Source organism: Halobacillus sp. B29 (assembly GCF_052246755.1).
Classification (GTDB): Bacteria; Bacillota; Bacilli; order Bacillales; family Halobacillaceae; genus Halobacillus; species Halobacillus halophilus.
Window position 1 is genome coordinate 61,691 of the sequence record NZ_JBQQCM010000003.1, and the last position, 24,280, is coordinate 85,970.

Annotated in this window: 25 protein-coding genes; 23 read left to right on the forward strand and 2 right to left on the reverse strand. The window is 40.9% G+C overall.

Going from position 1 to position 24,280, the window contains the following annotated elements:
* Nucleotides 1-23 precede the first annotated feature (23 nt).
* The 5 genes from ACTWP7_RS04600 (at nucleotide 24) to ACTWP7_RS04620 (ending at nucleotide 3,406) form a co-directional block, all read left to right on the forward strand.
* Nucleotides 24-272, forward strand: coding sequence for a DUF2584 domain-containing protein (locus ACTWP7_RS04600; RefSeq protein ID WP_014643449.1), 249 nt, complete (start codon nucleotides 24-26; stop codon nucleotides 270-272).
* Between the two features lie 129 nt (nucleotides 273-401).
* On the forward strand, nucleotides 402-1,088 hold the full coding sequence (locus ACTWP7_RS04605) for a uracil-DNA glycosylase (RefSeq protein ID WP_443122197.1): 687 nt from the start codon (nucleotides 402-404) through the stop codon (nucleotides 1,086-1,088).
* 153 nt (nucleotides 1,089-1,241) lie between these two features.
* Nucleotides 1,242-1,670 carry a VrrA/YqfQ family protein gene (gene vrrA / locus ACTWP7_RS04610; protein ID WP_443122198.1) on the forward strand — a complete coding sequence of 143 codons (429 nt, stop codon included), beginning with the start codon at nucleotides 1,242-1,244 and terminating at the stop codon, nucleotides 1,668-1,670.
* 89 nt (nucleotides 1,671-1,759) lie between these two features.
* Entirely contained in the window at nucleotides 1,760-2,719 is a 960-nt protein-coding gene (msrB, locus tag ACTWP7_RS04615; RefSeq protein WP_443122199.1) for a peptide-methionine (R)-S-oxide reductase MsrB, read from the forward strand.
* 105 nt (nucleotides 2,720-2,824) lie between these two features.
* Nucleotides 2,825-3,406: a TetR/AcrR family transcriptional regulator gene (locus ACTWP7_RS04620; protein WP_014643445.1), complete on the forward strand. Its 582-nt coding sequence runs from the start codon at nucleotides 2,825-2,827 to the stop codon at nucleotides 3,404-3,406.
* 38 nt (nucleotides 3,407-3,444) lie between these two features.
* Here the strand turns inward: ACTWP7_RS04620 and ACTWP7_RS04625 are convergent, their stop codons facing one another.
* Nucleotides 3,445-4,113, reverse strand: coding sequence for a GNAT family N-acetyltransferase (locus ACTWP7_RS04625; protein WP_443122200.1), 669 nt, complete (start codon nucleotides 4,111-4,113; stop codon nucleotides 3,445-3,447).
* A gap of 57 nt (nucleotides 4,114-4,170) precedes the next feature.
* On the opposite strand from ACTWP7_RS04625, the gene ACTWP7_RS04630 reads away from it, so the two are divergent.
* The 7 genes from ACTWP7_RS04630 to ACTWP7_RS04660 all read left to right on the forward strand — a co-directional run bounded on the left by ACTWP7_RS04630 (nucleotide 4,171) and on the right by ACTWP7_RS04660 (nucleotide 9,834).
* On the forward strand, nucleotides 4,171-5,235 hold the full coding sequence (locus ACTWP7_RS04630; protein WP_443122201.1) for an AbrB family transcriptional regulator: 1,065 nt from the start codon (nucleotides 4,171-4,173) through the stop codon (nucleotides 5,233-5,235).
* A 97-nt stretch (nucleotides 5,236-5,332) separates the two neighbouring features.
* Nucleotides 5,333-5,941, forward strand: a complete 609-nt coding sequence (locus ACTWP7_RS04635) for an alpha/beta hydrolase (protein WP_443122440.1) — start codon at nucleotides 5,333-5,335, stop codon at nucleotides 5,939-5,941.
* Between the two features lie 84 nt (nucleotides 5,942-6,025).
* Entirely contained in the window at nucleotides 6,026-6,229 is a 204-nt protein-coding gene (locus ACTWP7_RS04640; RefSeq protein WP_041601333.1) for a DUF6501 family protein, read from the forward strand.
* Between the two features lie 102 nt (nucleotides 6,230-6,331).
* A complete protein-coding gene (locus tag ACTWP7_RS04645; RefSeq protein ID WP_443122202.1) occupies nucleotides 6,332-7,927 on the forward strand; it encodes an amidohydrolase in 1,596 nt (531 codons plus the stop codon).
* Between the two features lie 83 nt (nucleotides 7,928-8,010).
* A complete protein-coding gene (locus ACTWP7_RS04650) occupies nucleotides 8,011-8,565 on the forward strand; it encodes a histidine phosphatase family protein (protein ID WP_014643439.1) in 555 nt (184 codons plus the stop codon).
* A 153-nt stretch (nucleotides 8,566-8,718) separates the two neighbouring features.
* Entirely contained in the window at nucleotides 8,719-8,958 is a 240-nt protein-coding gene (locus ACTWP7_RS04655; RefSeq protein ID WP_014643438.1) for an indolepyruvate ferredoxin oxidoreductase subunit alpha, read from the forward strand.
* Nucleotides 8,959-9,093: 135 nt separating this feature from the next.
* The gene (locus tag ACTWP7_RS04660) at nucleotides 9,094-9,834 is read left to right on the forward strand and encodes an SDR family oxidoreductase (RefSeq protein ID WP_443122203.1); all 741 of its coding nucleotides are present in this window, start codon (nucleotides 9,094-9,096) and stop codon (nucleotides 9,832-9,834) included.
* A gap of 47 nt (nucleotides 9,835-9,881) precedes the next feature.
* On the opposite strand, the gene ACTWP7_RS04665 is transcribed toward ACTWP7_RS04660, so the two are convergent.
* Nucleotides 9,882-10,154, reverse strand: a complete 273-nt coding sequence (locus ACTWP7_RS04665; RefSeq protein ID WP_443122204.1) for an acylphosphatase — start codon at nucleotides 10,152-10,154, stop codon at nucleotides 9,882-9,884.
* A gap of 78 nt (nucleotides 10,155-10,232) precedes the next feature.
* Here ACTWP7_RS04665 and ACTWP7_RS04670 point away from each other — a divergent pair, with 78 nt between their 5' ends.
* From ACTWP7_RS04670 to ACTWP7_RS04720, 11 genes are all read left to right on the forward strand, one after another.
* A complete protein-coding gene (locus tag ACTWP7_RS04670) occupies nucleotides 10,233-11,174 on the forward strand; it encodes a P1 family peptidase (protein WP_443122205.1) in 942 nt (313 codons plus the stop codon).
* Between the two features lie 34 nt (nucleotides 11,175-11,208).
* Nucleotides 11,209-12,081, forward strand: coding sequence for a gamma-glutamylcyclotransferase (locus ACTWP7_RS04675; protein ID WP_443122206.1), 873 nt, complete (start codon nucleotides 11,209-11,211; stop codon nucleotides 12,079-12,081).
* A 13-nt stretch (nucleotides 12,082-12,094) separates the two neighbouring features.
* A complete protein-coding gene (locus tag ACTWP7_RS04680) occupies nucleotides 12,095-12,928 on the forward strand; it encodes an alpha/beta hydrolase (RefSeq protein ID WP_443122207.1) in 834 nt (277 codons plus the stop codon).
* Between the two features lie 18 nt (nucleotides 12,929-12,946).
* The gene (locus tag ACTWP7_RS04685) at nucleotides 12,947-13,987 is read left to right on the forward strand and encodes a C45 family autoproteolytic acyltransferase/hydolase (RefSeq protein WP_443122208.1); all 1,041 of its coding nucleotides are present in this window, start codon (nucleotides 12,947-12,949) and stop codon (nucleotides 13,985-13,987) included.
* A gap of 78 nt (nucleotides 13,988-14,065) precedes the next feature.
* Nucleotides 14,066-17,659 (forward strand): dynamin family protein, encoded by a 3,594-nt coding sequence (locus tag ACTWP7_RS04690; protein WP_443122209.1) that lies wholly within the window; start codon nucleotides 14,066-14,068, stop codon nucleotides 17,657-17,659.
* 233 nt (nucleotides 17,660-17,892) lie between these two features.
* Nucleotides 17,893-18,396, forward strand: coding sequence for a superoxide dismutase family protein (locus ACTWP7_RS04695; RefSeq protein WP_443122210.1), 504 nt, complete (start codon nucleotides 17,893-17,895; stop codon nucleotides 18,394-18,396).
* 241 nt (nucleotides 18,397-18,637) lie between these two features.
* Complete coding sequence (locus ACTWP7_RS04700; RefSeq protein ID WP_014643429.1) at nucleotides 18,638-18,838, forward strand: cold-shock protein; 201 nt, start codon at nucleotides 18,638-18,640, stop codon at nucleotides 18,836-18,838.
* A gap of 74 nt (nucleotides 18,839-18,912) precedes the next feature.
* A complete protein-coding gene (locus tag ACTWP7_RS04705; protein ID WP_014643428.1) occupies nucleotides 18,913-19,119 on the forward strand; it encodes a cold-shock protein in 207 nt (68 codons plus the stop codon).
* A 96-nt stretch (nucleotides 19,120-19,215) separates the two neighbouring features.
* Nucleotides 19,216-20,562 (forward strand): DUF2252 domain-containing protein, encoded by a 1,347-nt coding sequence (locus ACTWP7_RS04710; protein WP_443122211.1) that lies wholly within the window; start codon nucleotides 19,216-19,218, stop codon nucleotides 20,560-20,562.
* 75 nt (nucleotides 20,563-20,637) lie between these two features.
* Nucleotides 20,638-22,257 carry an ABC-F family ATP-binding cassette domain-containing protein gene (locus ACTWP7_RS04715; RefSeq protein WP_443122212.1) on the forward strand — a complete coding sequence of 540 codons (1,620 nt, stop codon included), beginning with the start codon at nucleotides 20,638-20,640 and terminating at the stop codon, nucleotides 22,255-22,257.
* 304 nt (nucleotides 22,258-22,561) lie between these two features.
* A complete protein-coding gene (locus ACTWP7_RS04720) occupies nucleotides 22,562-23,356 on the forward strand; it encodes a LysM peptidoglycan-binding domain-containing protein (RefSeq protein ID WP_443122213.1) in 795 nt (264 codons plus the stop codon).
* The last annotated feature ends 924 nt before the right edge of the window (nucleotides 23,357-24,280 follow it).

The window sequence follows — 24,280 nt, forward strand, 5'->3', positions numbered from 1 at the left end:
GAATGAAGAGAGGGGAAGAAGAGATGGCCACACCTTTATCTATGGAATGGATTTTGATTACGAATGGAAAAGAACAAAGATTAAACGATGAGGATAATTTGTTTGAAATCGTGTTTGAGGGGTATCGAATATTTCCTTTAAATGAAAAGCTTGAAATTAAACGCACGTTAAAATCAGAACAGCTTGGGGCGGGTATAATCGAGGAATTAACCTTTAAAAATCATTTTACTTATTGTAAATACCGTCTCGTTTCACTACATTCCGTCAATTAGTGATCAAATATGCAGGGGTGGATGTCGCATTATGCGCTTACCCGGGAAATAGTAGATCGATGATAAAGGAAATAATTTCACTTTCCACCTTCGCACCATTATATTCTGATAGAAAGAGAGGTTATTTCCATGAAAGTCCTGGATAATGATTGGGGAAATCTTCTGGAAGAAGAATTTCATAAACCTTACTATTTGGATCTTCGGGAGAAATTAAAAAAAGAATATGGAAATTATGATGTGTATCCTGATATGTATGAAATTTTCTCGGCTATGCAATATACATCTTATGAAAACACAAAAGTCGTCATTTTAGGGCAGGATCCTTACCATGGACCTGAACAGGCCCATGGGTTCAGTTTCTCTGTTAAGCCAGGAATAACCATTCCTCCTTCCCTGAAAAATATTTATAAGGAATTAAGAGAAGATCTTGGAATTGAACCACCGTCTCATGGCCATTTAGTCTCCTGGGCTAAAGAAGGCGTACTCTTACTTAACAATGTATTAACGGTAAGGGCGCACCAGGCACATTCTCACCAGGGGATGGGGTGGGAAAGGTTTACGGACGAAGTGATCCGTATGTTAAATCAACGGGAGAAACCTATTGTTTTCATTTTATGGGGTAAACACGCTCAAAAGAAAGGGGAATCCATCGATCGCTCTAAACATAAAGTATTGACAGCCCCTCACCCGAGCCCTTTAGCTGCCCATCGAGGTTTCTTTGGCAGCCGCCCGTTTTCGCAAGCGAACCAGTACCTGGAGGAGATTGGCGAGGAGCCCATTAACTGGGCACTTCCTGCAAACCCCGAAGATTCGTAAGCCCATACCAAGTTACGGGAGCGGGCATATGCTACAGTATCTTAAGTTACGGAGGGGTTATGAATGTTTCCGACAGGTCAACCGCCTTTCCCTCCTATGGGTATGTTTCCCGGACCCCAGCCCTACATGGCACCACAGGGTATGATGAGATCAATGGCACCCTTATTAAATCAAGGAGTTAGAAGTGCCGGAGGTTTTCCTGGTTTTGGTGCACCAGGATTCGGTGCACCAGGTTTCGGGGGAGCTGGTTTAGGGACACAAGCTTTAGGAGCGGCTGGCAATGCAGCTAAAGCAGGCGGAGCAGGATGGTTAGGGCATATGCAGACAGCATTAAAAGCCATGCAAAGTGCCGCGCCTATGGTTCAGCAGTATGGACCGATGGTCAAGAATATTCCTGCCATGATTAATATGATGAAAATTATGAATGAACCGGATGAAGAAGACGGAGAAGAGACAGAAGAAAGTCTCGGGTCTGAATCAATTTCAAGCGCGAAGTCTGAGTCGTCCAGTCAATCCAAAAGCACCGCTTCTTCTTCTAAAAGAAGGCGTCAAGGCACATCACAGCCCAAGCTTTACATCTAGGCTGTGCGTGTGGCTTGATTTTTTTTCTTTTATTAGCAAGAATAAGGACATGCTTACATGTAACAACCTACGCATTGGAGGTCTTATTAATGAACAATGAATTGAAAATAGCTACATTTGCAGGTGGATGTTTCTGGTGCATGGTTGAGCCATTTGATGAAAGACCAGGAATTGACTCAATTGTTTCCGGATATACCGGAGGTCACACGGAAAACCCTACCTATATGGATGTGATCACCGAACAGACGGGTCACAAGGAAGCGGTGCAAATCACGTATGATCCCTCCGTATTTCCATACGAACGACTGGTCGAACTATTCTGGCAGCAAATTGATCCAACGGACGATGGCGGGCAATTTGCAGACCGAGGAGAATCTTATACGACGGCGATTTACTATCACGATGAAGAGCAGCGTCAAATCGCTGAAGCAAGCAAACAGCAGCTTATAGAATCAAGTAAATTCAGACAGCCGATTGTCACCCCAATTCTTCCTGCTGAGACATTCTATCCAGCAGAAGATAAACACCAGAATTATCATAAGAAAAACGCTTTTCATTATAAGCGATATAAAAAAGGTTCCGGACGTGCAAGTTTTATTAAAGAACACTGGGGCTATAAAAAGGATCAGGAAGAGCTGAAGATGCGTCTTAGTGATATCCAGTACAAAGTTACCCAGGAAGATGCAACGGAAAGACCTTTTCAAAATGCTTATCATGATCATGAAGAAGAAGGTATTTATGTAGATGTTGTATCGAAGAAGCCTTTGTTCAGTTCCAAAGACAAATATGATGCAGGATGCGGATGGCCGAGTTTCACGAAACCTATCGAAACCCAGGAAGTAAAAGAAAAAATGGATACTTCTCATGGAATGAGACGAACGGAGGTGCGAAGTGAATACGCTGACTCCCATCTTGGACATGTGTTTGAGGACGGGCCAAAAGCACAGGGGGGGATGCGTTACTGCATTAACTCAGCTGCATTAGAATTTGTTCCTAAACATGACATGGAAGAAAAGGGATATGGATATTTAACTCATTTATTTGAATAAAGAGCCAGAATAACTGTTCCTTTAAACACGTATTGGGATTTTATCCTCCTTCCCTCTGGTTTTGCAGGAAAATGCTATAATAAAATGAGAGGGGAGGGGTTCTTTTTGGGACGAAAGAAAGCTTTAACGAAACAGGATGTATTAGATGTAACAGGCGAAGTATTACAAGCAGAGGGCTTACATGGTGTTCATTTTAAAAAGATAGCTGATCTACTTGAAGTTGGACGAAGTACACTCTATGAATATTTCAAGAATAAAGATGAGCTTCTGCTGGCCTATATGAAAAACATGATGAAGGAAATGAATGATAAAGTTGATCGAATTCCTTCCGATGATCCCCCTAATCACAAATTGTTCCAATTGCTGCAAATTATTTTAGAACACGCTCAAATCTATCAAATTGACAAAATGATTCAGGATCTGCAGTCAAGCGATAAAAATGCGGCGATCTATTACAAAAATGAATTGGATGTAGATTTAATGAAAACCTATGATTTGATGATGAATTGGATCTCCGATGCAAAAGAAACGGGTATATGGAATGAAAATACAGATTCAGGTTTGATCGGTGACTTGATTTTTCACTCTATTTTATTCCCTAACCGAAAGAGACTGGGAGTAGATGAATTAGCTTCTCAGCTTTTTGGGATGATTGAACACGGGGTTGCCGATAAGCCTGGTCAATAAAAAGCCGCTACCTGTACTGGAAGCGGCTTTTTCCTGAATTAACCGAAAAAGGGGTTGCGCCATTCTGTTAGTAATCCGTAATGGCAGGACTCTTCATCCTTAATATAATCAGCCATCGGTTTGATGGGAGAACGACCAGACTTTAATAAAAATGTTATTACCGGGTCCTTAATCTCTGCCCGGATGACAAGATTCACATATTCTTCAGGGGTAAGTTCCTGATGGTATTTATGATAGAGCGGCATCCTTGCGCCACCGACGAGACGTTCAAGGTTCAAGTGAACGACGTTCTCATACATCGCTTGAGTGAGCTGCCGTCCAAGCCCCAAAGAACGGTAATCGGGGTCCACACACAGATCAACTACATAAAGAGTATTTCCTTCTGGATTATGCGTACTCATAGTGCCTTCACCTGTCATCGAATCCCACGAATGATCAATGGTTTCATTGGTCATATCCGTTATCATTGTGGTCATGGAACCTGCTACCACCCCATCTACCTCTATACAAATACATCCCTGTGGGAAGATTTCCAAATGATTATCCAGTTGTTCTTTGTTCCACCATAGCTCTGGTGGAAAAGGGGGAGGAAACGCTTTTTTTTGAATTTGAATTAGATCTTCGAAGTCATTTTCGTAATAATTACGCAGGTGCAGATGATTAAAACGGGAACGAGCACGGTCGTAACCGTAAATCCATTTATCCATTTTAGGGAGACTCCTTTCCAAACTTATTTGATATGTATAGGGTTGTGAGAACAGGTTGTGAAGTACAATGAGAGAAGTGAGGAGGTTCCAAATATTTCTATCCAAAAGTCTATTCTTACCTATACGATAGCGCTAACTGCCGGGATCATATTCTGGATGCTAAAGCTTCCTCTTCCTTGGATACTTGGTCCAGTATCCGGGCTGGTCATGCTGAAATACTGGTGCAATTATGAAACAGCCAGTCACGTATCGATAAGAAATGCAGCATTTGCACTGCTTGGCATTCAGATAGGCCTCACTTTTACAACACAAACGTTCACCTTAGTCGTTCCTTATTTTATTCCTTATACACTACTCTCTCTTGTGCTTATTTCTCTCAGCCTATTTTTAGCCTATCTCATCTCAAGAAAAACAGCAATCGATATCTCAACCAGTTTAATTGGGAGTGCACCTGGAGGGCTTTCTGCCATGATGGCAGTCAGTGAATCATTAAAAGCAAATACAGTCCTCGTTACTATTTTTCATACGATACGCTTGGTTAGTGTATTATTTATTATTCCCTTTGCAGCTACCCATTGGTTTTATCAATCTTCTTCTTCCATGATGAACTCCAAAACGCAGGAAGAATCGTTATGGACTATAGTCATCTATGGCGGGGTATATATTATCGCACACTTACTTAAAGCTCGGATTCCGGCAGCTTTAGTTATTGTTCCTATGCTTATCATTGGGCTGCTTCAATCTATTGGTACTCCCCTCTACCAATTGCCGGATTTATTTTTTATTGCTGCTCAAATTATGATAGGTGTCCATCTTGGCCATTCAGTTTCTATAAGAGATCTATTACAAGCAGGGAAATACTGCCTGCTGTATTTTGGGTTGGCTATTATGATTATAGCATTTGGAATCGTTCTTGGATTTTTGCTTTCCTGGTGGACAGGTATGGATTTGGTAACCGCTGTACTAAGTCTTGCTCCAGGAGGATTGGTGGAAATGGCTCTTACGGCTCAGGCGGCGGGTGGACAGCCGGCCATTGTAAGTTCATTGCAAATGATACGTCTACTTACCATTGTGATTATTCTGCCTATTTTCTACCAAAAGTTCTTACCCAAAACCGTATAGGTCTTCTCTTTGACAATATCTCGAATTAAAGATAAACTGTTATTCGACGATAAGCTAGGTGAAGAATAATGCAAAGGAGAAGCGATCTACTATGAAAATGAAGCATATATTCGAGCAAGGAAAGCCTGGAAATGAACGTGTACTGCTGTTGCTGCATGGCACTGGCGGGACGGAGAAGGATTTACTTACCGTTGCTTCCATGATTGATCCTGACGCTTCCATTTTATCAGTCAGGGGAAACATCTTAGAAAATGGGATGCCCCGTTTCTTTAAACGTCTGCGTGAAGGAGTTTTTGATGAAGAAGACCTGATCAACAGAACGAAAGAGTTAAACGAATTTCTTGCTGAAGCTGCAGATGCGTACGATTTTGACCGCAATAAAGTAGTGGCTATTGGTTATTCGAACGGAGCCAATATAGCTGGAAGTTTGTTATTTCATTATGAAAAAAGCCTGGAAGGTGCATTACTGTTTCATCCAATGGTTCCAAGGAGAGGCATACAGCTCCCTGTTCAGAAAGCCTTGCCCGTTTTTATTGGAGCCGGCGAAAACGATCCCATTTGTCCAGCTCAAGAAACCGTTGATTTAAAACAGATGCTGGAAGATGCGGGGGCACAGGTGACAGATCACTGGGAAAGATCTGGACATCAGCTGACCGAATTAGAAGTGAAGGCAGGAAGAAACTGGTATGAAAAACACCTAATCTAATGAATGAAAGTGTTTGTAACGATTGAGTCCTCTTTCCTTTTCAAGGTATGATAGGGATACAGAAGAATAAGGAGGATGAAAAGTATGATTCACAAGACTTGGGAAAACAACCCAACAATTAAGCAGATTGAATGCGTCCATAATGATGCGGCCAAATTCGTCGTAGAAAATGTTTTAACGCCTGGTAAAAGGTATGATGTTAAAAATGAAAGTGAAGAATTTTATTTTGTTATTGATAATTCGGGTCGTATGGGCGGCTTTTACAAAGAATACTTTAAAGAAGTATAAACTCTTCCGGCAGTGCTTACGCGCTGCCGGTTTTTTATGTTTAGTGAGCAGTATATGGGGAAGTTATGGATATAGAATATTAGGTATAAAGGAGCAATGAATATGGTAATTGATAATGTTAGAATTTACCAGCCATCATCACAGTACGATGAAAACACCCGATATGCTGTAGACGTAGAAGAAGATAAAATCACGGCCGTATATAAAAGCCCTTATAAAGGAAATAAAAATGTCATAGACGGAGAAGGGAAGGTGCTGGCCCCTTCCTTTAATGACAGCCATATGCACCTGTTGAGATTTGGTCTCTTAAAAAAAGAATTAGATTTAACAGAGGTAACCAGCTGGCGAGAAATGAAAAACCTTGTGGAAAACCATTATGATGAAATGGAAGAATATGATTGGATTTTTGGAAAAGGTTTTAATGATGCTCAATTCGATGACATAGATTATTTACTTACAGCAAAGGACTTAAGTGAAATACAGGTAAACTCCTATATTTATTTCATGCATCAGGATGGACATGAATGTGTCATTAGTGAGCAGGCTATGGACTTACTTAGAAACGATAAAGGGTTTGAGAAAGAGCCGGAAGAATTTAAGGAAAAAGATGACCATGGGAACTGGACCGGTCGATTTAAAGATACTGCCGTCCATTACATTAAGCACCATTTCTGGGGGCGTTCAGTAGAGGATGCCAAGGAGGCGATTTCAGCTGCAGTACCTTACTTAAGTGAAGTAGGTGTTACTTCCGTTCACAGTGACGACATTAATTTTATTGGTTCTTATGAGAAACTATGGCAGGCTTATACTGAATTAGAACAGGAAGGTAAGCTTCCGATCGATGCACAACTTCACCATTATATTTTCAATATAGATGATCTTCATCACTATTTGGATACAAGCACTATGCGAACAGGAGATGGAACGGATCAAGTAAAAGTTGGTGCTGTTAAAATCTTTCTTGATGGCACGCAGCGTTTGTTCACAGCAGCCATGAGAAATCCCTATCCTGAAGCGCCAGATACACAAGGAACATTAATTTATTCCCAGTCGGAGTTAAACGACATGGTAAGAACTGCTTCCGAAAACAACATGCAGGTAGCTATGCATGCCATCGGTGACAGGGCAATTGAACAAGCCATAGAAGCCCTTGAACAGGATGGTGTAGATACAAGCAATCGAAGACATCGAATTATTCATGCTCAGACACTTGCACCTGATCTGCTTCGTCGATTAACAGATTTAAAACCCTATATTGAAACTCAGCCCTCTTTCTTGTTAGGAGAATGGGATAAAAAAGAAAAGTGGACGCCTGAAGAACTTGTTCCTTATTGCGATGCATTTCAAAGTTTATATAAAGCCCAAATTCCGATTACACTCAGCTCCGATCTTCCGATTGGTGCTATTAATCCGCTCGTGTCCATTTACACGGCAGTGAATCGGATGGACCTGGACGGTCAGCCGCCTGGCGGTTGGATGCCGCAGGAGAAACTTTCGGTGGACGCCTCATTCTCAGGTTTTTACAATACTCCGGCAGAACTTGAATACAGTGAAAGAGAAAAGGGCAGAATAGAAGCGGATTACCAGGCTGACTTTATCCTATTAGACCAGCACCCCAAAGAGGTTGCAATAGAAGAAATTAATAATATAGAAGTTGTAGAAACCTGGCATAGAGGGAAAAGAGTGTATAAGAAGTGACATTTTCTCCTGAGCTTCCTTGTCAACACTCCTCCCATCAGCGATAATAAGGATAAGGTTAATTTAAGGGGAGGATGGAGAAAATGGACAAATTGATTTTAGTACGCCATAGTGAAACAGAAGGGCAGCACGAGGATTCTCCGCTGACGAAATCAGGGGTCCGCCAGGCTCAGGTGTTAGCTAATTTTCTTGATCAATCCGGTTATGAAATTGATCATATTATTTCCAGCCCTTTTTTACGAGCGATCGAAACAATTAAGCCTTTTGCCTTAAGTAAAGGATTGTCCATAAAAACGGATGAGCGTCTAGAGGAGCGAATCTTAAGCCATGAACCCCTGGATGACTGGGAAGAAGTTCTGCATGATACGTTCAAGGATCCCGAATTAAAATTTTCAGGCGGTGAGTCATCACAGGAAGCAAAAAAGAGAATCCTTTCCCTTGTGGATGAGCTTGAACAAGAGGATTGCGGGAATGTGCTTCTTGTCACACACGGCAATCTTCTCGCTTTGCTGTTGCAAAAGTATAACCGGGAGATCGGTTTTTATGAATGGAAACGTTTATCAAACCCTGATATGTTTTTAGTGCAAAAGCAGGGGGGAGAATACATGGTAGAGCGAATTTGGCAGGAGAATTACTAGCCCCCGGGAAATTTGTTTAATTTAGTCGAATTTTAGCGGAAGTAATTGCTAATTTATTCTATAGTCGTTATCATGGAATTTAGTGTTTATCGAAACTAATTAACGTGAATAGTTATTTAAACACACTTAACAACTAGAAGGAGGAGAATATCTATGGCATTTGTTATTACATCCCCTTGTAAAGATGAAAAAGCCGGGGAATGCGTGGATGTGTGTCCTGTAGATTGTATAGAAGAAGGTAAAGATATGTTTTACATTGATCCTGACATTTGCATCGACTGTGGCGCCTGTGAAGCTGTATGTCCGGTTGAAGCGATTTATATAGAGGATGAAGTACCAGAAGAAGAAAACAAATACATCGAGTTAAACCGTAAGTTCTTTGAAGAGCAATAACATCCATACTTAAAACCGTCTCTATTTATAGAGACGGTTTTTTATAGTTCACGGTTTTGCGATCGTCCGGGGTATGAATAAGATTGAATTAAAAAGGGTAAATATCTTGAGAAGCTTTTAATAGGAGGGAACACTATGAATAAACTAAGCAATAAAGTAGCGATCATTACAGGGGCAAGCAGTGGAATAGGGAAAGCTATTGCCCATCATCTTGCTGACACAGGTGCCAATGTGGTGCTTGCAGCTCGGCGATCCGAGAGATTACAGGAATTAGCGAATGAAATTACAGAATCCTATAATGTAGAAGCTAAAGTAGTGGAAACGGACGTCACCAAAAAAGAAGATGTAGAGCAGCTTGTAAAAGAAACGAAGGATCAATTCGGAAGCGTCGATATCCTTATTAATAATGCCGGCGTCATGCTTTTATCTTTCTTAAAAAATGACCACGTAGATGAGTGGGAGCAAATGGTTGACGTGAACATTAAAGGAGTACTGTTTGGCATTCATGCCTCTCTTCCTGTCATGCTGGACCAGGATGCTGGACACATTATTAATGTATCTTCTGTCGCCGGCCATGAAGTCTTTCCTTCAAGTACGGTTTACAGTGCAACGAAATATGCAGTTCGTGCTCTTTCCATGGGTATGGAAAAAGAATTGTCACGCTCAGGAGTTCGAGTGACAAACATCTCACCGGGAGCGGTAGATACAGAATTGACCGAACATATCACAGATGGTGAAGTCCTTGATATGTTCAAAGACCGCAGTATGGATCCTCTAGAAGCGAATGACATTGCACGCGCTGTTGCTTATGCGGCAACACAGCCTTCTAATGTCAATGTGAATGAGGTTATTGTGCGTCCAATGCACAAAAAATAATAGGGAATAAAAAATCTTGACCGCAGGATATCCTGCGGTCAAGATTATTAAATGGTCCGAAAACTATCATAACTATTGGTTACTTCTTTCTCGGTTATATCCAAAGCTTGAACTTTGGCAAAGGGTGTAGGACCTTCATTTATTTTATCTATGAATTGTTTCAGTTGGCGTCCTTCGCCTTCAGCATCAATTTCAACCGTTCCATCTGACTTGTTTTTAGCCCAGCCTGTTATATCAAGCTGGTCAGCAATTTGCTTGGCCGAGGCACGAAAGCCTACTCCCTGTACTCTGCCGTGAACAATTAAATGATTTCTTTCCATTTAGAAGCACCTCCTGCATTTGGTATATTGAAGTTTTCCCCATTCTTTACTACATAAAAACTAAAAGAGGTGAAAGATATGAAAAAGATCGAACTAACGGATATAGAAGGTTTCCGTATCGGTCAGGCTAAAGATTCTCATGCGAAGACAGGATGCACTGTTATGATTTGTGAAAAAGGGGCAAAGGGAGGCGTAGACGTTCGCGGGGGGTCGCCTGGAACTAGAGAAACAGACCTGCTCCGTAGTGAAAACCTGGTGGAGGAAGTACACGCCGTGTTTCTTTCAGGAGGAAGTGCTTATGGGCTGGATGTGGGCACGGGAGTAATGCAATACCTTGAGGAACATAACATCGGTTTTGATGTGCAGGTTGCGAGGGTTCCGATCGTCCCTGGTGCGATTTTGTTTGATCTTCATACAGGTGAAGCCGGGATTCGTCCGGACCTGAAGATGGGGTATCAAGCCTGTACAAATGCATTCTCCCATATTCCTTTTAAGGAAGGCACTGAGGGAGCAGGTGCAGGTGCCACGGTTGGGAAAGTTCTGGGACCAGATCATGCCATGAAAGGCGGAATAGGCAGTTATGCGGTACAGGCTGGAAATTTGAAAATTGGAGCTGTCGTAGCTGTGAACAGCTTTGGTGACGTCATTGATCCGGAAACAGGACAGATTGTGGCGGGCGTTCAGAAGGAAGGACGCTTCTTAGGAACGGAGAATGTGCTGATTCAATCCATAGAAAAGACAGACACAAACCGATTTAGTGGAAATACAACGATAGGATCTGTTATAACTAATGCTAAATTGACCAAGCCACAAGCTAATAAAATAGCTGCCCTTGCTCATGATGGACTTGCAAGAACCATACGTCCTTCTCATACATTTGTAGATGGAGACACTTTATTTACATTAACTACAAATGAAGTAGAGGTGGATCTCAATGGTCTTTCAAGTTTAGCCGCTTATGTGGTGGAGCAGGCTGTACTTCGTGCCATTCAAGGTGCTCAAGCTATTAATGACAGTTGAATTTGAGTTAATGTAGAAACAAGGAGGCAGGAATTTGTACGCGTTTGTTTATGGATCATTGCGCAAAAATGAACAAAATCATCATTTCCTCGAAGGAGCTTCTCTTATATCCGAACAAGCCTGGACGAGCGGCGAGCTTTATTCAGGATCTTCTTATTACCCCCTCTTAATAAAAAATGAAGCTTCTCTTGCTTATGGGGAATTGTACGAAATTGATGAAGGAATGTTACAACAGTTGGATCGACTGGAAGGATATCGTGAGAAAGATCCAGCTTCATTATTTAAACGAGAAACGTCAGCGGTTCATACGCAGCAGAAGAGTTATTCTGCGTACGTTTATTATTATCCTCATCCACCGGAAGGAAAACCTGTTCTTCACCGGGACTGGAAGGTGGAACAATTATTAAAGAAGGAATCCTATTATTATTTCGCTTTCGGATCATGTATGGACCAGGAGCGGTTCTATAAAAGTGGTGTTCAGAACTTATTTCAGGAAATTGAAGGTGGAGCTGAACTGCAAGGATATCATCTGGGCTTTTCTTATCACCGTGCTGATGGAGGGCGAGCAGATATTATCGAGAGAAGCGGAGACTCAGTAGAGGGAGTGGTTTATAACATTACGGGGAAAGCTCTTAATTATTTATTTCGCCGGGAAGGTGTATCAAACCAGGTCTACAGACCGGTAGTAGTTGAGGTGACTCTTCATAATGGCCCCGTAGTAGAAGCTCTCTCGTTTACCGTTATTCACAAAAAAGAAAGTCTTACTCCTCCCCTTCATTACGCAAGAGAGATCCATCGCGGAGGACGTTACTATTTAAGTAAGAATTACATGGAACGATTGGAGCAGCGGCTTCAGCATGAGCTCCCTGTGAATGAATTTACAAAATACCTCCAGCAAATGGAATAGAGGAGATCAAGACATGGTAAAAACAAACTGGAAAACATACACGGCAAGAGATTTTTCTCATTTGCATTATGTCTCTTTTGAACAAGACAGACCTAAAAATCGAGCTGTAATCCTAATCCATGGCATTACCGCTGAGTTGAACCACCAGGAAAAATTTGCTGAATCGCTGGAAATAGAAGCCGATGTATTTTTACCGATATTGAGAGGGTACGATCAATTGAACCCTCGCGGGGACCTTTCTTATATGGAGCAGTTTGATGATGATTTATTTGACTTCATCCATTTCGTTAAGAAAAAAGGGTATGATCAAATTTTATTAGTGGGGCACTCGATGGGCTGTGCCAATTTGTTAAGGCTGATTCATAGAAATCCTAAGGCAGCTGATCATTACTTATTTATTTCTCCTTTTTTCCATCCCACTCTTTCTGTTTACCGGAGTGATGCTACGGATCAATTTAAACCTTCTACAGATGTGGATTATGTTGTGTATCAGAAAAAAGCAGGATCTCTAATGGTATTGTACAAATTAGGAGTAAAGCGCATTTTGAATTGGACGGTTGCTCAGATCCCGGATGAATTCCATCATACAGGAAGGCTATCGCTCAGCTTCCGCTTGATGATGTCCCGCTTTCTCGAGGAAGTGCCGACAGACTTATTTCGAGGAATGGAAGACCGAGTACGTACTTACGTAGGAGAGCATGATGAAGTAGTTCATCCGGAGCGTTTAAGCGAATGGTATGAAGATACGTTTGGGATGAACATGACGATTGTTAAAGACACCGATCATAATCATATTTTGCACGATCCCGCTTTTCACAACTCTATTAGGGAGTGGGTTAAGGGATAGGGGCTCAAGGAGAAAAAAATGAAACAGATTTATACAGACGTTATCCAGTTTAAGGGAAGTCATTATGCATTTGGACGTTATCAGGCCGAGCAGCTGCAAGAAAACCCGCTGCTTACTAAGTACCGAAACCGAAGAACCAAATCCATGCGTAAATACAGGGTCAATCAAAAGGAAGCCAAAGCTTTTTTTATGAAATATTCAAGTGGGCTGTGGGCTGAATTAGAAGGACTTTCAGCCGGTTTAGGATGGCCGCTGGAGGAGGTTGTTCATGAATTCAGCGGCTGGCAGCAGGACTGGGTACACTCAGGATGCTCCATTATGGCTAAAGAGAACTTCTTTGCTCGTAACTACGATTATCACCCGAAAACCTATGAAGGACGTCTTGTTCTATTTCAGCCTTCGGAAGGTCATGCTTTGATTGGTCCTTCCCAACGTATCATCGGTAGAACGGATGGAATGAATGAATACGGTCTTTGCGTAGGGTATAATTTTGTTAATCGAATTAAACCAGGAGATGGTTTGATCTGTTGTCTTTTAACACGAATATTACTTGAAAATTGTAAGACCACGGATGAAGCGATTGAGTGGTTAAAGGAGCTTCCCCACCGTCATTCCTTTAATTATGTCCTTTATGATCGGAGCGGAAATTCAAGAATTGTAGAGGGTTCGCCCAGGGGGGTTCGTGTTCGGCAGGAAAGTGTATGTACGAATCACTTTGAAGTCATTCCTCAGGAAAACCGTCGCCACGTGGAAGAATCCCATACCCGCCTCCGTTCCTTAAGAGAAGGCCATCATCAACTTTCCACAGGGAGAGAAGCTTTCAAGTACCTGAATGAAAGCAGGCATCCAGTCTTTTCGAAGCGGTACAGCCAGTGGTCAGGTACTATTCATACGGCGTGTTATTACCCTGAGTCTCTAACTATGCTTTTTGGGCTTGGAGGAGATAGCACTCCAGTCACATTCAGTCTGAGCGATTGGATGAAAGGGACCAGGTCACCAATTAAACGAGTTCTCGGGCAGTTAGATACCAAAGAACCACTTCCTTATATCGACAAATGAATTTTTTGAATGATCTTGTAAATCATACTCCATCGAAGTAATATCATGATACACTATACTCAAAAAGGGGAAAATGGCATGACAGCAACGAGAGAGACCGTAGCACAATTACAGAATCTCTATCAATACTTAAAAACGGAAGATCCTGCTCAGAGTGAGAAGGTTCTGGATGTAATTGATAAATTAATTCATGAAAAAGTAATGGTCGGGTTTGGAGGGCACTTTTCCGCTGGTAAATCCACGTTAATTAATCATTTGCTGGATAAACAAATGCTGCCTTCAAGCCCTATACCAACCAGCGCCAATATTGTGGAAATCACAGCTGGCGAACCTTATACGATGACTTACTTCCATCATGATCTTCCGGAAAAGTATGAAGGGGAAACGGATTTTGAAACGATACAGGCCTTGTGTAAGAATGGCAATGATATATCAAGAGTAGTGATCAGCCGTCCTGACTGCGGCCTGCCTGAACATGTTACCGTATTGGATACTCCTGGAGTAGATTCGACAAATGATGCGGACCGTTTAATTACAGAATCCTCTCTTCATCTGATGGATGTTTTGTATTATGTGATGGATTATAACCATGTTCAATCCGAAGTCAATGTTAAGTTTTTAATGGAGATGCAAGAACGCGGGACACCATTCTCTGTAGTCATTAATCAAATTGATAAACACAACGAAGCAGAACTGTCATTTGAAGACTTTAAAAAGAGTGTCGAACACTCGTTCTCTAGTCGGGGGATTGAGCCTGAGGCCATATATTATATCTCTCTAAGGGACTTTTCTTATGATAAGAATGAGTATGAAGCATTAAAAGCAGCGTTTACCCAGTTGTATTCCTCTTCTTATGCTCGTGTGCAGGAGCAGGCTGTCAAGGCTGCAGAAACCATTATTGAGGAAAGCGTACATAATCGATCGGATGGATATTTTCAGCGGGAACAGGAGTTAAAAGATCGTAAAGAGCACTTAGATAAAAGTATGAGTGAGAGCCATCTTACCCAGGAAGATCGAAGAGATACAGAACAAGTCATTTCAGAAGCTGCGGATCTTTTTAAACGGCGTGTATCTTCATTCATTCCGAACGCTTACCTCATGCCGAGTTCATTACGGGACGAAGCAGAAAAATTTCTTGAATCCAGACAGAGAGGCTTTAAAGTAGGGGTATTATTCACCAAGAAAAAGACGGAAGAAGTTAAAGAGGAAAGAGAATCCGCTTTTTATGATCAGGTCCTCGAGAGCATTGAAAAAAATTTAAAGTGGCCGCTTAAAGAACGTCTTTTGGAAGTTACGGAAGAGCTTTCGATAACTGATGAAGAGCTTCTGAATGAAATCCAGCGATTTAACTTCATATATGAGAAGGCTAAACTGCAGGATATGGTAGAACCAGGTGCTTCTGTCACCGGTCAATATATTCTTCGGTATACGGATCAGTTGTCCAATGATATCAAGAAAGAGATGCGTCAGTTCGTGAATCAGTGGTGGAATCAAATCGAAAAGCACATAAGAAATGAAAAGAAAAAGGAGTACGAAAAAAACAAGTCGGTTTTCCAGGCTATGGAAGAAAAAGATCAGATTGTGGAAGAACTGGAACAGATGGAGGAAGATCTTGCTTCCTACCGAAAGAATTTGTACCAGAGCCTTGAAAATGAGACGCTTTCTTCCATGGTTGAGGATTTGATTAAGAACGACCTGGAGGAGCGCGAAAAACGCGTTCAGCATAAACAGATTACAAGTGAGTTGTTGGAACAGACGGTAGAACGTAACCTTGACGAAGATCTGAGTCCGGAGCCCTCTCTCGCAGAGGGCCAAGCTTCTATCGATTCCACACTGCAAAGAGTAACGAAGGCACTATCGATTGTAGAGGATGTTGAAGGCATTGACGGGTTAGTTCATCAGCTTCGGGATAAGCAGGACCGATTGCGTAACCGACACTATACGGTAGCGTTATTTGGCGCCTTTAGTGCAGGGAAATCATCCTTCGCTAATGCTCTTCTTGGAGATACTCTGTTACCAGCCTCTCCGAACCCCACCACGGCGACCATCAATAAAATATCGCCTTCCAGTGATGAAAACCCTCATGGTTCGATTCAGGCGATTGTAAAGAAAGAAGAAGAACTTTTAGATGATTTAGAACCGATTTTTACAAAGTTGGAATTGCGAAGTGAAACTCTTTCCGGTTACGTAACACAATTGGAGAGTGTAAAGGACCTGAGCCGTCTGGATCACAGATCCACTTCATTTTTAGAGGCTTTTTTAAATGGATATAACTCGATGAAAGAACATTTAGGTCAGTCCATTTCTATTCCGTGGAATGAATTTTCTATGTACGTAGCTGAAGAGTCTAAATCGTGTTTCATCGAATCTGTGGAAATCTTTTATGATTGCCCTTTCACGGAGGCAGGAATTACGCTGGTGGATACGCCAGGAGCGGATTCAGTGAATGCCAGACACACCGATGTATCGTTTGAATATATCAAGGATGCGGATGCTGTCCTGTTTGTCACATACTATAACCACCCATTCTCCAAAGCCGATGAATCTTTCCTTACGCAATTAGGACGCGTCAAAGATAGTTTCGCTATGGATAAGATGTTCTTTATTATAAATGCGGTGGATCTGGCCTCTTCAGAAGAGGAAGTAAAGCATGTAGAAAAATATGTAGCCGATCAGCTGGGACGCTTCGATATTCGAAAGCCACGTCTTTTTTCACTATCCAGTCTAATAGGTTTACGAGAAAAACAGGGAGAGCAAGGCCAATCTTCCGGTATTAATGCGTTTGAAGCTCAGTTTAATCAGTTTCTGCATGGGGAGCTCGCTGAGGTTTTAACTCAGTCTATGGAGCGGAACTTAAATGAATTGAAAGAGACGCTTGCTACGTTTATTGAGAATAATCAACTCAACGAAAAAGAGCGGAAACAGTTCTTGAAAAAAGCAAAAGCTCAACATAAGGAAGCCCTGGATGTAATAAAAGACTTCGACCGCATGAAAGAAAAAGAATCACTGAAGAATAAAATAGACAAACAGATCTATTATGTCCATCACCGAATGATGCTGAATTTCACGGATTATTTTAAGCGTCATTTTAATCCGGCCACCATTAATGGAAAAGATCAAACTATTCAGGATCAACTTAGAGAAGCACGTGATGAATTGGTTCAGGAAATAGAATTTGAGATGAATCAGGAGTTCAAAGCGGTAGGTGTTAGAATTGAGCGTCTTCTTGAAGATTTGATTGACCAAATACAACAGGAATCTGAAGCCGAGTTGAAAAAAGTAAGAAAACACCTTAGACTGGAACGCCGGGAATGGCCATCGATTCCTTTACCTGCATTCCATGGAGAGCTTGTGATCGATGACCGGCAATCCTCATCTATATTGAAAAAGTTCAAAAGTCCACGTGCTTTTTTTGAGCTTAATGAAAAAGAGGAGATGAAAGATGAATTCGCTGACCTCATTTCTCCCATCTTAAAAAATCAGCTAGATGAAGCAAATAAAATTATGAAAGACTATTATGAGCAGCAATGGCAATACCTCCTGGAAGATCATGTACATGAATGGCGCCATCAAACTGACGCTTCCTTCAATAGCCTGATTCATAGTGTAGAGAACCCGCCCGATATTGGTCCTCTAGAGAAAAAGTTTGAACAGATAAATAAACTGGTCTAACCTGAGCATTGTGTTCATAAGCTAGATCAAGTGAAAAGATATCTACGTGTAAGGACTTCTTCCTCCTTCTTACACAGCGAATCTTTGAAAGTCACATCTGTGTAAAGGGTCTGAACTTATTTCAGGCCCTGTTTGTATGATGATAATCAAAACATCCGCTGCGATGTAATGAATTTACTATCATGAAGTCTTTAGTTTAATCATATTTATAAGGACAAAGGAGGTAGAACAGTATGTATCCGTATTATTCCTACTCACCTTACAGGTCAGCTTATACTTCCCAGACAGCCAAGGTAACTTTTAGGAGCAGTCCGCTGGCTCCTGATTTAAAAGGGGCCATGTATTTTTACGAAATGCCATATGGGGTAGAGGTTTTTGTTCAAGTTGAAGGACTGCCTGAATTTCAGATTTTAAAGGATGGAACACAGGTGGGGCCTCATGGATTTCACATTCATGAAAAAGGAATTTGTGAATTAGGAGAAGGAAAAGATCCATTTTCTTCAGCCGGAGAGCATTGGAACCCGGATCAGCAACCACATGGAAACCATGCAGGTGACTTCCCAGTGTTGTTTTCTAATCAGGGGAGAGCTCGGATGATTTTCTTTACAGACCGGTTTCGGGTCAAAGATATTATCGGAAAATCGGTCATCATCCATCAACAGCCGGATGACTATCGGTCTCAGCCTAGCGGGAATGCAGGAAAGAGAATTGCCTGTGGCATTATAGAAAAATCGTAAAAAAGTGGAATAAATCTTATCCGAAATGGATATACTTAACTGTATAGGATGTTAAGAAGCACTACTTGACTTAACCGGTGAGTCATAGTATTATATTCTATATAAGAAATACCGCTTACCAATTAATAAGAATCACCTATTATAAAGAGTGATCAAGCATTATTGGTACTTTTTATAATATGTGATTTTTTCAGTATGGTAAGCACATATTAATTTTAGAAATATTGGAGGATCCATTCCTATGAAAACAGGTACAGTGAAGTGGTTTAACGCGGAAAAAGGTTTTGGTTTTATTGAGGTTGAAGGAGAAGACGATGTATTCGTACACTTCAGCGCGATCAACGAAGAAGGCTTTAAGTCTCTAGAAGAAGGTCAATCTGTGGAATTTGAAATCACAGAAGGTAACCGCGGACCACAAGCTGCAAACGTAACTAAATTATAATTTAAAAAATAGAAAGAGACTGGCTTCAGAGTCAGTCTCTTTTACATAATTTATGTCTAGAGGAGGCTTCAAACATGGCTTTCGGTAAAAAGAATCAGGCAGAAATTAAAGAAGAAGAAACTAAAATTTGGGTTTGCACATCTGACGACTGTAACTGTTGGATGAGGGATAACTTCAGAACAAATGAAGAAAATCTTTGCCCTAAATGCGGCAATCCGATGAAACAGGAAAATAAAGTCCTGCAAGTAGTGGAGAACAATAGTTTGTATTATAAAAATTAAGATAGCGAAGCGGCCGCCTTTCGAGCGGCCGTTTTTTTGTTTATAATGAAGCGTGAAGCGGGAAAAGACAACAATTAATTATGGGAGGGGTGCTATATGGATCCGAAGATGGAACATATATTATCAACCAAGAAAAAACTCAGAAAAAACACACTCGGCACGATACTTGAGCAATTCGACGGAAGTATTATGAAGTTATCCCAGTCCAGCCGCAAGAAGAAATATCAGAAAATGAGAGAAGATTCCTACAGCTTTTTTAGAGGCAGTGCATATTTATTCTTCTTTGATGTTACTGAATTCCCCTTTACTTTTCACACTCCAAAAGATAAACCCACGTGGATTATGGGAGACATGCACTTTGACAACTTTAGTGCCTTCCTAAATGAAAACCATGACATTGTTTTCGATGTTGATGATTTTGACGAAGGTTATTTAGGGTCTTATTTATACGATATTCTCAGAATGGTTGTCAGCATCCGCCTTATGTCTGAAAAGCAAGGATTTTCAGATAAAGATGAAGATGAACTTGTTGATCAATATTTAAAAACGTATCGTAAGCAGCTGAAAGCCTTTCAAGAAGGAGACGAAGACCCGCAATATCTTCAATTTACTTCCGATAATACGAAAGGTCCAATTAAAAAAACTCTGAAAAAAATTGAAGAAAGACATGCTTCTCATGAGCTTGATAAACAAACCGTAGTCGATCATAACTCCATCCGCTCATTTGATATTGGAAAAGATAAACTTTCATCCGTCTCGAAACAGGAAAGGAACAAACTTGAATCCGCGTGGAAAGAGTATCTGTCATCTTTAAATCCAGAAACGAAAAAGTATGATTCATTCTACAATATTAAAGATGTTGTAAAGAAAAACGGTTCAGGTATTGGATCGACAGGTCTTAAGCGATATTACATCCTGATAGAAGGACAAGAGGATGAAGTACACCACGATGATATCATTCTAGAAGCCAAAGAGGCACGTTCTCCGATTCCAGCTTATTTCTTTCCTTATGATGAACAATTTTGGGAAGATAACAAACATCAGGGAAGAAGAGTCGCACACACCCAGCACGCCATGCACCATCAGGCAGACCCATATTTAGGGTACTTCCGAATGGATGGACATGATTTCTATGTGCGTGAAAGGTCACCTTTCTCAAAGGACTTAAGAGAAAAGAACCTGGATGACTATAAGAAATTTTCACAGACGATCAAAACAATGGCTCAAATTAGTGCGAAGATCCACGCACGCGCAGATGCAGATATCGAGAATGGGATTATGGATTATCATAGCGAAAAGGCCATCCTTAAAGCGATAGGCTCTAATCAGAAATTGTTTCGCCATCAATTAAGTTTGTGGTCCAGACATTATAAAGAAACTGTGGAGAATGATTTTGAGCTATTTAAAGAATGGCTGATTGAACAAGATTATTTTAAATCATAAGTGAGACCTGTTATATCTTTCGGATGAATGATATAATGTCTTAATGTTATACATTCGAATACTGGAGGATTTTTAATGTTAAATGTAAATAATGTTAGTCTTCGTTTCGGCGATCAAAAGTTATTTGAAGACGTCAATATAAAGTTTACCCCAGGTAATTGTTATGGACTAATTGGTGCTAATGGTGCAGGAAAGTCGACTTTTCTAAAAATTCTAAGTGGAGAGCTAGAACCACAAACTGGTGAAGTTTCTCTAAAGAATAACCAGCGTCTGTCTGTTTTAAAGCAAAACCATTTTGAGTACGATGAGTATCAAGTTCTGGAAACAGTAATTATGGGTAATACTCGTTTGTACGAAGTGATGAAAGAAAAAGATGCCATTTATATGAAAGGTGATTTCACTGAAGAGGATGGCATGCGTGCAGCTGAACTTGAAGGTGAATTTGCGGAGATGAATGGCTGGGAAGCGGAATCAGATGCCGCTCGTCTTTTAACAGGTCTTGGTATTAAAGACGACCTGCAGGAGAAACAGATGAGTGAACTTGCAGGATCTGAAAAAGTAAAAGTCCTGCTTGCTCAAGCTCTGTTTGGCAATCCAGATGTTCTATTATTGGATGAGCCTACCAACCACCTCGATATTAAAGCAATTCAATGGTTAGAAGACTTCTTAATTGATTTCGAAAACACGGTCATTGTAGTTTCTCACGACCGTCACTTTTTGAATAATGTATGTACGCATATTGCGGATCTCGACTATGGCAAGATTCAAGTTTATGTTGGAAACTACGACTTCTGGTATGAATCAAGTCAGCTTGCTACAAAAATGGCTGAGGAACAAAATAAGAAAAAAGAAGAGAAAATCAAAGATCTGAAAGAGTTTATAGCCAGGTTTAGCGCAAATGCTTCCAAGTCTAAACAAGCTACATCACGTAAAAAACTGTTGGATAAAATCACGCTCGATGATATTCAGCCTTCTTCACGTAAATATCCTTATATTGCTTTCACAGCTGAACGTGAAATCGGCAACGATCTATTAACTGTAGAGAATCTGTCTAAAACAATTGATGGTGTCAAAGTGTTGGATAATATCAGCTTTACACTTAATAAAGACGATAAAGTGGCATTAGTCGGAGCTAATGAGACTGCAAAGACCACTCTCTTTCAAATTCTTATGGGTGAAATAGAGCCTGACGAAGGAACGTATAAGTGGGGAGTCACTACTTCGCAGAGTTACTTCCCTAAAGATAACTCGAAGTTCTTTGAAAGATCTGACTTGAACCTGGTGGAATGGCTTCGTCAATATTCTCCTGAAGACGAAACAGAAACGTTCTTAAGAAGTTTCCTTGGACGTATGCTGTTCTCCGGAGAAGAAGCTTTGAAGAAAGCTAATGTGCTTTCCGGTGGAGAGAAGGTTCGCTGCATGCTCTCTAAGATGATGCTCTCTAAAGCCAATGTGTTACTATTAGATGAACCTACCAACCACTTAGACCTGGAATCCATTACATCTCTGAACAAAGGGTTGATTCGCTTTAAGGGATCGGTCATCTTTGCTTCCCATGACCATGAGTTTATCCAGACGATTGCGAATCGAATTATTGAAATTACTTCAAATGGTATCGTGGATAAAGAAATGAGTTATGATGAGTATTTAAATGATCCAGAGGTCCAAAAGCAAGTAGCAGCATTAGCTGAATAGTAAGAAGCCTGCCCATGAGGGCAGGCTTTTTTTGATAAGAGAGGTTTTAGAACTATACCATAAATTTGTGGACAAATAGAAAAGTTCTCTTGCCACTCATTAGGAAAAGGTGTATTTGTCATAATTTCACTGGTATACAATTTTAATGCAGAGGTTTGTAATCTCTATGAAATATGGATGTTACCTTTGAAATCAAACTGTTAGGTGTTTGTTCTTAAAATATAAAGAAATTCTGATAGTCTTGTAGTTAGTGAAATAAACACTTCGTGATTTTTTGGAATTAATTAGAGGAGGCATTAACTACATGAAAAAGAAAATTTTCTCAGTAGCAGCTACGGTAGCATTAACAGGTGCATTCGCAACTTCTGTGAGTGCTGAAGAATATACGATTGATAAAGGTGACACGCTTTGGGGCATTTCAAAAAAATATGATGTATCCGTAAATCAACTGAAATCTTGGAACGACTTGAATTCAAATTTAATTTACCCTAACCAGCAGCTTACGGTATCAAAAGAGTCGAGTTCTTCTTCTGAAAAAAGCAGTAATGACACCACTTATACAGTTAAGTCCGGTGATACCTTATATAAAATCTCTAACAAATATGGAATTAGCGTAGATGATCTGATGGATTGGAACAATCTTGATTCCACTCTAATCCACCCTGGTGATAAGTTTAAAGTGAATGGACAAGCTTCTTCTGAACCTGAAGTTTCAGCCAGTTCATCCAACAACGATGATTCATCAAGTAATGAATCAGCTTCTGAATCTAAATCAGAAGAATCTAGTGATTCAAGCAGTGATGTAGTGAAAGAATTTACAGCAGAAGCTACAGCTTACACCGCGTTCTGTACTGGTTGCAGTGGTGTTACTGCTACAGGTGTGGACCTTCGTGCAAATCCTGACCAAAAAGTTATTGCTGTGGATCCTGATGTCATTCCACTAGGATCTAAAGTATATGTAGAAGGCTACGGCGAAGCTATTGCAGCAGATACAGGCGGAGCTATCAATGGTAACCGTATTGATGTCTTTATTCCAGAGCGCGAAGATGCTCTTGATTTCGGCAGACAGTCTGTGCAAGTTAAAGTCCTAAGTGAATAATACCAGCATTCTCCCCCTTTGAAATTGCTATTATTCTATAAATAAGCCCATTTCTGTTTATTACAGAGATGGGCTTTTATATATTTATGTAGCGTCATTTAGCTTACAGGTAAGGTAAAAGGAGAAAGCATACAGGAATAACAGCGGTGTTCACAACGGGCTACCTTTGGGGCACGTCGTCAATTATTTAAAAGATTCATCAGGTCTTAACAAAATCTTTCTTATAAAAGAGAGGTTTTTAATGGCTGTACATGCTGCTCATCTTAAAGTCAATACATAAGAAAAAATGTAAACCAGCTCTTGGATAGAAATTACAGTATTCGACCTCACGACATTATAGATTGGAATTGTTTCTTTCACTTTTTTAAAAGAAGGTTCTGTTAAACTTCCGTGTTGATTTTAAGGTAAAGCTCCCATTACTTGAAGACTCAGTTTCGAGATAACTCGGGTCCAATGCCAAAAAAGGATGGGGCGGCTACGGAAACAACTCGCTTTCCTGCGGCCCTACAAGACGTAGGGTCGATCGACGTTGCCACAGGACGTGGCGACTTTAGTCGATCCTCCTTTTACCAGAAGCCTCCGCGGTCGTTTCACTCCCTGTGGGGTCTCGCCTAGATCCTTCTCCCGCGGGAGTCTCGTCGTTTCCTCCGCCACCCCAACGATATCTAGTGAACGGACCCTGCTATAGATGACAGGAGCCAAGCTGTATCTGCCTCAAATGCTTCTAGTACAGGGTTCCTACACGTGAACAAACAGTAAAAATCAAGGTAGATTATAGATGATCCTTGTTCATTGGAAGGTCTGTATGCAGAGAACTTCGAGCTCTCAATGATCGCAAAGGGGCGGAAGGGAACGGCGAAGACTCCTGCGGGATGAACATGATCGGTGAGATCCCGGAAGGCAAAGCCTGAGGAAGCTCGCCAC

Excerpts from the sequence above, each read along its gene's own strand:
- vrrA (WP_443122198.1), top strand. The coding sequence starts at position 1,242 with ATGGCACCCTTATTAAATCAAGGAGTTAGAAGTGCCGGAGGTTTTCCT.
- ACTWP7_RS04700 (WP_014643429.1), top strand. The coding sequence starts at position 18,638 with ATGAAAACAGGTACAGTGAAGTGGTTTAACGCGGAAAAAGGTTTTGGT.
- ACTWP7_RS04710 (WP_443122211.1), top strand. The coding sequence starts at position 19,216 with ATGGATCCGAAGATGGAACATATATTATCAACCAAGAAAAAACTCAGA.
- ACTWP7_RS04685 (WP_443122208.1), top strand. The coding sequence starts at position 12,947 with ATGAAACAGATTTATACAGACGTTATCCAGTTTAAGGGAAGTCATTAT.
- ACTWP7_RS04605 (WP_443122197.1), top strand. The coding sequence starts at position 402 with ATGAAAGTCCTGGATAATGATTGGGGAAATCTTCTGGAAGAAGAATTT.
- ACTWP7_RS04720 (WP_443122213.1), top strand. The coding sequence starts at position 22,562 with ATGAAAAAGAAAATTTTCTCAGTAGCAGCTACGGTAGCATTAACAGGT.
- ACTWP7_RS04650 (WP_014643439.1), top strand. The coding sequence starts at position 8,011 with ATGGACAAATTGATTTTAGTACGCCATAGTGAAACAGAAGGGCAGCAC.
- ACTWP7_RS04600 (WP_014643449.1), top strand. The coding sequence starts at position 24 with ATGGCCACACCTTTATCTATGGAATGGATTTTGATTACGAATGGAAAA.
- ACTWP7_RS04670 (WP_443122205.1), top strand. The coding sequence starts at position 10,233 with ATGAAAAAGATCGAACTAACGGATATAGAAGGTTTCCGTATCGGTCAG.
- ACTWP7_RS04695 (WP_443122210.1), top strand. The coding sequence starts at position 17,893 with ATGTATCCGTATTATTCCTACTCACCTTACAGGTCAGCTTATACTTCC.
- ACTWP7_RS04625 (WP_443122200.1), bottom strand. The coding sequence starts at position 4,113 with ATGGATAAATGGATTTACGGTTACGACCGTGCTCGTTCCCGTTTTAAT.
- ACTWP7_RS04715 (WP_443122212.1), top strand. The coding sequence starts at position 20,638 with ATGTTAAATGTAAATAATGTTAGTCTTCGTTTCGGCGATCAAAAGTTA.
- ACTWP7_RS04690 (WP_443122209.1), top strand. The coding sequence starts at position 14,066 with ATGACAGCAACGAGAGAGACCGTAGCACAATTACAGAATCTCTATCAA.
- ACTWP7_RS04665 (WP_443122204.1), bottom strand. The coding sequence starts at position 10,154 with ATGGAAAGAAATCATTTAATTGTTCACGGCAGAGTACAGGGAGTAGGC.
- ACTWP7_RS04645 (WP_443122202.1), top strand. The coding sequence starts at position 6,332 with ATGGTAATTGATAATGTTAGAATTTACCAGCCATCATCACAGTACGAT.
- ACTWP7_RS04655 (WP_014643438.1), top strand. The coding sequence starts at position 8,719 with ATGGCATTTGTTATTACATCCCCTTGTAAAGATGAAAAAGCCGGGGAA.
- msrB (WP_443122199.1), top strand. The coding sequence starts at position 1,760 with ATGAACAATGAATTGAAAATAGCTACATTTGCAGGTGGATGTTTCTGG.
- ACTWP7_RS04635 (WP_443122440.1), top strand. The coding sequence starts at position 5,333 with ATGAAGCATATATTCGAGCAAGGAAAGCCTGGAAATGAACGTGTACTG.
- ACTWP7_RS04705 (WP_014643428.1), top strand. The coding sequence starts at position 18,913 with ATGGCTTTCGGTAAAAAGAATCAGGCAGAAATTAAAGAAGAAGAAACT.
- ACTWP7_RS04660 (WP_443122203.1), top strand. The coding sequence starts at position 9,094 with ATGAATAAACTAAGCAATAAAGTAGCGATCATTACAGGGGCAAGCAGT.
- ACTWP7_RS04640 (WP_041601333.1), top strand. The coding sequence starts at position 6,026 with ATGATTCACAAGACTTGGGAAAACAACCCAACAATTAAGCAGATTGAA.
- ACTWP7_RS04680 (WP_443122207.1), top strand. The coding sequence starts at position 12,095 with ATGGTAAAAACAAACTGGAAAACATACACGGCAAGAGATTTTTCTCAT.